The following is a 7,723-nucleotide window of genomic DNA, read 5'->3' as shown; positions in this document are numbered from 1 at the left end:
CGTCATGACGAAGTGTTGGCGGCGACCAGCCATTTGCCGCACTTGCTGGCGTTCGGTTTGGTCGATTCATTGGCCAAACGCAATGAAAATCTTGAGATCTTCCGTTACGCTGCGGGCGGTTTCCGCGATTTCACAAGAATCGCCGGTAGCGACCCGGTCATGTGGCACGACATCTTCCTCGCCAACCGCGAAGCTGTCCTGCGCACACTCGATACATTTCGCAGCGACCTCGACGCCTTGCGCGACGCGGTCGATGCAGGGGATGGGCACCAATTGTTGGGCGTGTTCACTCGCGCCCGGGTTGCCCGCGAGCATTTCAGTAAAATCCTGGCCCGCCGGGCCTATGTGGACGCTATGAATTCCAACGATCTGATTTTCCTGGCACAACCTGGTGGCCGCCTGACTGGGCGGATTCGTGTACCGGGCGACAAATCGATTTCCCACCGCTCGATCATGCTCGGTTCCCTGGCCGAAGGCGTCACTGAAGTGGAAGGTTTCCTCGAGGGCGAAGACGCCCTGGCGACCTTGCAAGCTTTTCGCGACATGGGCGTCGTCATCGAAGGTCCGCACCACGGTCGCGTGACTATTCACGGCGTCGGCCTGCATGGCCTGAAGCCTGCGCCGGGCCCGATCTATCTGGGCAACTCCGGCACTTCGATGCGCCTGCTGTCTGGCCTGCTGGCTGCGCAGAACTTCGACAGCACCCTGACCGGCGACGCTTCGTTGTCCAAGCGTCCGATGAATCGCGTGGCCAATCCGCTGCGTGAAATGGGCGCTGTGATCGAGACCGCCGCTGACGGTCGTCCACCGATGACCATTCGGGGCGGCAACAAGCTCAAGGGCCTGACTTACACCATGCCGATGGCCAGTGCCCAGGTTAAATCCTGCCTGCTGCTGGCGGGTCTGTATGCCGAAGGCAAGACCACGGTCACCGAGCCGGCACCGACTCGCGACCACACCGAGCGCATGTTGCGCGGCTTCGGCTACCCGGTGACCGTTAACGGGGCGACCGCCTCGGTCGAGTCCGGCCACAAGCTGACCGCGACCCACATTGAAGTGCCGGGCGATATCTCGTCGTCGGCGTTCTTCCTGGTGGCGGCGTCGATCGCCGAAGGTTCGGAGCTGGTGCTCGAGCACGTCGGCATCAACCCGACCCGTACCGGCGTAATCGACATCCTGCGCCTGATGGGCGCTGACATCACTCTGGAAAACCAGCGTGAAGTCGGTGGCGAGCCGGTAGCCGACCTGCGCGTACGGGCAGCTAAACTCAAAGGTATCGAGATTCCCGAAGCGCTGGTGCCACTGGCTATCGACGAGTTTCCGGTGCTGTTCGTGGCGGCTGCATGTGCCGAAGGTCGCACTGTGCTGCGTGGTGCCGAAGAGCTGCGCGTGAAGGAATCGGACCGGATCCAGGTCATGGCGGACGGTCTGCTGGCGCTGGGCGTCAAGTGCGAGCCCACTCCGGACGGCCTCATCATCGACGGCGGCCAGATCGGCGGCGGCGAAGTGCACGGTCACGGCGACCACCGGATTGCCATGGCCTTCAGCGTGGCTTCACTGCGCGCCACTGCGCCGATCCGCATCCATGATTGCGCCAACGTCGCGACCTCGTTCCCGAACTTCCTCGCGCTGTGCGCGCAGGTCGGTATCCGTGTTGCACAAGAGGCTCAGTCGTGATCAGCATTGCACCGGTCATCACTATTGATGGGCCAAGCGGCTCTGGCAAAGGTACTGTCGCCGGGATTCTGGCCAAGCGCCTGGGCTGGAACCTGCTGGATTCCGGTGCACTTTATCGATTGCTGGCTTTCGCCGCGCATAACCATGGCGTCGACCTGACCAATGAGGAATTGCTCAAGAAGCTCGCCGCGCATCTGGATGTGCAGTTCATCGCAGCGACCGACGGTCAGTTGCAGCGCATTATTCTGGAAGGTGATGAAGTCAGCGATGTGATCCGTACCGAGAGTGTCGGCTCGGGTGCCTCGCAGGTCGCCGCGTTGCCTGCGGTTCGCGAGGCGTTGCTGCAGCGTCAGCGGGCTTTTCAGGAGGCGCCGGGTCTGGTGGCCGATGGTCGCGACATGGGTACGGTGGTATTTCCCGACGCGCCCTTGAAGATTTTCCTCACTGCCAGTGCCGAAGAGCGTGCGCGCCGACGTTACTTGCAGTTGAAGGGCAAAGTCGATGGTGTTAGTCTGTCGAGTCTGCTAGATGAGATACGTGCGCGCGATGAGCGTGACACCCAGCGAGCGGTAGCCCCGCTCAAACCGGCGGCTGACGCCATACAGCTGGATTCCACGGAATTATCCATCGACCAGGTGCTGGAACGCATCATGAGCGAGATCGCCATTCGCGATATCGCCGGGTGACCAAGAGGGCCGCAGGGGACCAGTCATAGTCCTGCGGAGCTTCTTTTAAATGAAACTAACCCACATCGTCTGGGATGTGGAGATGGGCGTATTCTTCGCCCTTATCAACAGGAATTAAAATGAGCGAAAGCTTTGCGGAACTCTTTGAAGAAAGCCTAAAAACCCTGAACCTTCAGGCAGGCTCCATCATCACCGGTGTTATCGTTGATATCGATTACCAAGCTCGCTGGGTAACCGTTCACGCTGGCCTGAAGTCTGAAGCACTCATCCCGCTTGAGCAGTTCTACAACGACGCTGGCGAACTGAACATCAACGTCGGTGACGAAGTTCACGTTGCTCTGGACTCGGTTGAAGACGGCTTTGGTGAAACCAAGCTGTCCCGTGAAAAAGCCAAGCGCGCTGAATGCTGGATTGTTCTGGAAGCAGCCTTCGCAGCCGAAGAAGTGGTCAAGGGCGTTATCAACGGTAAGGTTAAAGGCGGCTTCACTGTCGACGTTAACGGCATCCGTGCGTTCCTGCCAGGTTCTCTGGTTGACGTCCGTCCAGTGCGCGACACCACGCACCTGGAAGGCAAAGAGCTGGAATTCAAGGTCATCAAGCTCGACCAGAAACGCAACAACGTTGTCGTTTCCCGTCGCAGCGTCCTCGAAGCCGAGAACTCCGCCGAGCGTGAAGCTCTGCTGGAATCCCTGCAGGAAGGCCAACAAGTCAAAGGTATCGTCAAGAACCTCACCGATTACGGCGCATTCGTCGATCTGGGTGGCGTCGATGGCCTGCTGCACATTACCGACATGGCTTGGAAGCGTATCAAGCATCCTTCCGAAATCGTCAACGTTGGCGACGAGATCGATGTCAAGGTTCTGAAGTACGATCGCGAGCGCAATCGTGTTTCCCTGGGCCTCAAGCAACTGGGCGAAGATCCATGGGTTGCTATCAAAGCCCGTTACCCAGAAAGCACTCGCGTTACCGCTCGTGTAACCAACCTGACCGACTACGGCTGCTTCGCTGAGCTGGAAGAAGGCGTTGAAGGTCTGGTGCACGTTTCCGAAATGGACTGGACCAACAAGAACATCCACCCTTCGAAAGTCGTACAAGTCGGCGACGAAGTGGAAGTTATGGTTCTGGACATCGACGAAGAGCGTCGTCGTATCTCCCTCGGCATCAAGCAGTGCAAATCTAACCCATGGGAAGATTTCTCTGGCCAGTTCAACAAGGGCGATAAAATCTCCGGCACCATCAAGTCGATCACCGATTTCGGTATCTTCATTGGTCTGGACGGCGGCATCGACGGTCTGGTTCACCTGTCCGACATCTCCTGGAACGAAGTGGGCGAAGAAGCCGTACGCCGCTTCAAGAAAGGCGACGAGCTGGACACCGTTATCCTGTCGGTTGACCCAGAGCGCGAGCGCATCTCCCTGGGTATCAAGCAACTGGAAAGCGATCCGTTCTCCGAGTACGTTCAAGAGAACGACAAAGGCGCCATCGTCTACCACTCTGGGCGACCTGTTGCGTGCACAAATGGAAAAACAGAACTGAGTTCTGTTAGACCATAGAAAAAGGGCGACTTCGGTCGCCCTTTTTTGTGTCTGCGATTTGGTGGATTCAGGGTGTGTGGGGATTGCAGTGTTTCATTCATGAAACCAATGATTTGATTGGGTTGTCTGTTTCTTCAAGTAGGTCAATCGTCTATTCAAGGCTAGGCTTAGTCTGAAGTGAACGACCGCTGGGTTGCGTATCCGGCATAAGGAAGTGAATGAATAAGCTCATTGTCGTGATAGCAGTAATGACATTGGCAGGTTGTACCACCAGCGCCAAGACTCATGTGGTGCGCGGCGTCAGTGGTATAGAGGTCGATTGTTCGGGATTGGGCTCAGGATGGGAGAGGTGTCACAAGCGAGCGGCCAAGGAGTGTAAAGGGGCAGGTTATAAAGTCATCGTAAGGTCTGATGACGCCAAGGAGGAAGATATATTCCCTTTCGGTTTCAATCCCGCGGGCTATTTGACACGCACCATGCTGGTTATCTGCAGGTGAGTGTGTGGGTTCGATCAGAGTTCCGGTGCCTTGAAATCGGGCATCTCGCTGCTGGGGATGATATGTCAACGCTCGGGCTGTTCAAATTACTCGGGGCATGCTAAAACCTTTGAAGCGCTGATCTAGCTGCTTGAAAAAGAAGGGAAAAATATGACGAAGTCGGAGTTGATCGAACGAATTGTCACCCATCAAGGGCTACTCTCATCTAAAGATGTGGAGCTGGCCATCAAGACCATGCTTGAGCAAATGTCCCAATGTCTGGCCACTGGTGATCGAATCGAGATCCGTGGTTTTGGCAGCTTTTCACTGCACTATCGCGCGCCGCGCGTGGGGCGTAATCCAAAAACCGGTCAGTCCGTCAGCCTTGACGGCAAGTTCGTTCCACATTTCAAGCCAGGCAAAGAACTGCGTGATCGTGTGAACGAGGATGAGGAGGAAGGGCTTTGACGGCTGTTGCACTCCAGGGAGCCGCTGATGCGTAACTTCAAGCGCGTACTCCTCGCTGTATTTGTCCTGTTGCTTGTTCTGGCGATCCTGGCGTTCGTTCTTGAGAATCAGCAGGCCATGTCACTGCTGTTCCTGGGGTGGGCGAGCCCGCAGTTGCCAGTGTCGTTGATCATGGTGATTACGTTGCTGATCGGTATGGTGATAGGGCCGGTTCTCGGCTGGTTTCTGGGGCGTACGTCCAGAGCCTCACGCAAGCGCCTTGTCTGATTGCGACAAACCCATGGTGAGCATCGGATTTGCATCACAGCTTGTCTATATCCATTAGTAAAACCTTCATTTAGCTGTAAAATGCTGCGCTTATCCGATAGTGGCATATTCCCACATCGGTTCAGACTGACTCTGTCAGAAGCCTCAGCGAATTTGATGGCTTTTGCATTCATGGATTCGACAGTGCTCGGTTGGCGGCCCTGTCAGCAACTCAAGGGTATGGTTTCGCGTGAAAATTCTAGTTACCGGCGGCGCCGGGTTTATTGGCTCGGCGGTCATCCGTCATATCATCTCCAACACCACTGACGCTGTCGTTAACGTCGATAAGCTGACTTATGCCGGCAATCTTGAGTCCTTGGCCGAAGTCAGCGAAGACCCGCGCTATGCGTTCGAGCGCGTCGATATCTGTGACCGCGATCAAATTGACCGTGTCCTGCGTGAACACCAACCGGATGCCATCATGCACCTGGCCGCAGAGTCCCACGTTGATCGCTCGATCTCCGGCCCGTCCGAATTCATCCAGACCAACATTATTGGCACTTACACCCTGCTTGAAGCTGCGCGCCACTACTGGGCGGCGCTGGATGACGCGCGTAAAGCCAGCTTCCGCTTCCACCACATTTCGACTGACGAAGTTTACGGAGACCTTGAAGGTCCGGAAGACCTCTTCACCGAAACAACGCCATATCAGCCAAGTTCGCCTTACTCCGCGAGCAAGGCCAGTTCCGATCACCTGGTTCGCGCCTGGAGCCGTACTTATGGCTTGCCGACCCTGGTCACCAACTGCTCGAACAACTACGGTCCTTGCCACTTCCCTGAGAAGTTGATCCCGCTGATCATTCTCAACGCGCTGGAAGGCAAGCCGCTGCCGGTCTACGGCAAAGGCAATCAGGTCCGTGACTGGCTCTACGTCGAAGACCACGCCCGCGCACTCTACAAAGTCGTGACCGAAGGTGTTATCGGCGAGACCTACAACATCGGCGGCCATAACGAGAAACAAAACATCGAAGTGGTGCATACCCTTTGTGCACTGCTCGACGAGCTGCGTCCAGACTCCGCTCATCGTCCACACGCCAGCCTGATCACCTACGTTCAGGATCGCCCGGGCCACGACCAGCGTTACGCGATCGACGCCAGCAAGATCCAGCGTGAGCTGGGTTGGACGCCGGAAGAGACTTTTGAAACCGGCATCCGCAAAACCGTCGAGTGGTATCTGAACAACGCTGAGTGGGTCGCTCACGTGAAGAGCGGCAGCTACCAGCAATGGATCGACCAGAACTACACGGACCGTTCGGACAAGGCATGAAAATCCTCCTGTTGGGAAAAAACGGTCAAGTGGGCTGGGAGCTGCAACGCTCCCTGGCGCCTCTTGGTGAACTGATCGCATTGGATCGTCACCCGGTTGATGGTTTGAGCGGTGACCTGTCTGATCTCGATGCGTTGCGCACGACGATTCGTCAGGTCAAACCAGACGTCATCGTCAACGCAGCGGCCTACACGGCGGTCGATAAAGCTGAGTCCGAGACAGAGTTGGCCGACCGCGTGAACGGTCAGGCGAGTCAGGTCATGGCTGAAGAGGCGGCATCTCTAGGGGCGTGGCTGATTCACTACTCGACCGATTACGTGTTCAGCGGTGAAGGCCTGACGCCATGGCAAGAGACAGATGCTGTCGCGCCGGTGAATCACTACGGTGCCAGCAAACTTGCCGGCGAGCAGGCGATTATCGCCTCCGGCTGCAAGCACCTGATCTTCCGCACCAGTTGGGTCTATGGCGCACGCGGCAACAACTTCGCCAAGACTATGTTGCGCCTGGCCAAGGATCGCGAAACCCTGAGCGTCATCGCCGACCAGATCGGCGCCCCTACCGGCGCAGACCTGATCGCCGACGTGACGGCGCTGGCTATTCAGCAAGTCTTGCAGCGTCCTGAGCTGGCGGGCCTGTATCATCTGGCGGCCGCTGGCGAAGTGTCCTGGCACGGCTATGCCAGCCATGTGATTGGTTTTGCCAAGGCCAACGGTGAAGAGCTTGCTGTCACGGCAATCAATCCGATCGACACGACCGCTTATCCAACACCGGCACGCCGCCCTCTGAATTCCCGGTTGAACACTCAGAAGCTGCGCGAAAATTTTTCTCTACACTTGCCGGATTGGCAAAGTGGTGTCACCCGAATGCTTATGGAAGTCCTGAATAAATGACCACGACAAATCGTAAAGGCATCATCCTCGCTGGCGGCTCGGGCACTCGTCTGCACCCGCTGACCCTCGGCGTATCCAAGCAAATGCTGCCAATCTACGACAAGCCGATGATCTTCTATCCGCTGTCGGTGCTGATGCTCGCCGGTATGCGCGAAGTCCTGATTATCTCCACGCCTGAAGACCTGCCATGTTTCCAGAAGTTGTTGGGTGACGGCAGCCTGTACGGCATCAAGCTGACTTATGCCGAGCAACCTAGCCCGGATGGTCTGGCTCAGGCTTTCATCATCGGCGAAGAATTCATTGGCAAGGATCCTTGCTGCCTGATCCTGGGCGACAACATCTTTTACGGTCAACACTTCTCGGACAACCTGCGTTCGGCTAGCACTCAAGAACGCGGCGCGACTGTATTCGGCTATCA

The 7,723-nt window shown here is 56.9% G+C and carries 8 protein-coding genes and 1 pseudogene; all 9 read left to right on the top strand.

The window, feature by feature from the left end:
• The coding region (locus tag AC1DLB_RS23275) for a bifunctional prephenate dehydrogenase/3-phosphoshikimate 1-carboxyvinyltransferase (protein WP_477785714.1) at window positions 1–1,677 on the top strand (1,677 nt) is incomplete at its 5' end.
• Complete coding sequence (gene cmk, locus AC1DLB_RS23270) at window positions 1,674–2,363, top strand: (d)CMP kinase (protein ID WP_007939921.1); 690 nt, start codon at window positions 1,674–1,676, stop codon at window positions 2,361–2,363. The genes AC1DLB_RS23275 and cmk, both read left to right, overlap by 4 nt.
• A gap of 119 nt (window positions 2,364–2,482) precedes the next feature.
• Window positions 2,483–3,850, top strand: a pseudogene (rpsA, locus tag AC1DLB_RS23265) (30S ribosomal protein S1); the annotation flags it as partial.
• Window positions 3,851–4,116: 266 nt separating this feature from the next.
• Window positions 4,117–4,395: a hypothetical protein gene (locus AC1DLB_RS23260; protein ID WP_019650498.1), complete on the top strand. Its 279-nt coding sequence runs from the start codon at window positions 4,117–4,119 to the stop codon at window positions 4,393–4,395.
• A 150-nt stretch (window positions 4,396–4,545) separates the two neighbouring features.
• Window positions 4,546–4,842 (top strand): integration host factor subunit beta, encoded by a 297-nt coding sequence (gene ihfB, locus AC1DLB_RS23255; RefSeq protein WP_003369729.1) that lies wholly within the window; start codon window positions 4,546–4,548, stop codon window positions 4,840–4,842.
• Window positions 4,843–4,869: 27 nt separating this feature from the next.
• On the top strand, window positions 4,870–5,109 hold the full coding sequence (locus AC1DLB_RS23250) for a LapA family protein (protein WP_064616656.1): 240 nt from the start codon (window positions 4,870–4,872) through the stop codon (window positions 5,107–5,109).
• A 229-nt stretch (window positions 5,110–5,338) separates the two neighbouring features.
• Window positions 5,339–6,415, top strand: coding sequence for a dTDP-glucose 4,6-dehydratase (rfbB, locus tag AC1DLB_RS23245; protein ID WP_086944628.1), 1,077 nt, complete (start codon window positions 5,339–5,341; stop codon window positions 6,413–6,415).
• Window positions 6,412–7,305: a dTDP-4-dehydrorhamnose reductase gene (gene rfbD, locus AC1DLB_RS23240; protein ID WP_111454896.1), complete on the top strand. Its 894-nt coding sequence runs from the start codon at window positions 6,412–6,414 to the stop codon at window positions 7,303–7,305. Before rfbB ends, rfbD begins: the two co-directional genes overlap by 4 nt.
• Window positions 7,302–7,723: sugar nucleotidyltransferase (locus AC1DLB_RS23235; RefSeq protein WP_477785713.1), on the top strand; the 422-nt coding region annotated here is incomplete at its 3' end. The genes rfbD and AC1DLB_RS23235, both read left to right, overlap by 4 nt.

This window comes from Pseudomonas sp. 05N434 (assembly GCF_056396965.1).
The sequence above is the reverse complement of the archived record's forward strand: the minus strand, read 5'-3'. Positions and strand labels throughout refer to the sequence as shown.

Coding starts and splice junctions, on each gene's coding strand:
- ihfB (WP_003369729.1), top strand. CDS start 4,546: ATGACGAAGTCGGAGTTGATCGAACGAATTGTCACCCATCAAGGGCTA.
- AC1DLB_RS23250 (WP_064616656.1), top strand. CDS start 4,870: ATGCGTAACTTCAAGCGCGTACTCCTCGCTGTATTTGTCCTGTTGCTT.
- rfbD (WP_111454896.1), top strand. CDS start 6,412: ATGAAAATCCTCCTGTTGGGAAAAAACGGTCAAGTGGGCTGGGAGCTG.
- AC1DLB_RS23260 (WP_019650498.1), top strand. CDS start 4,117: ATGAATAAGCTCATTGTCGTGATAGCAGTAATGACATTGGCAGGTTGT.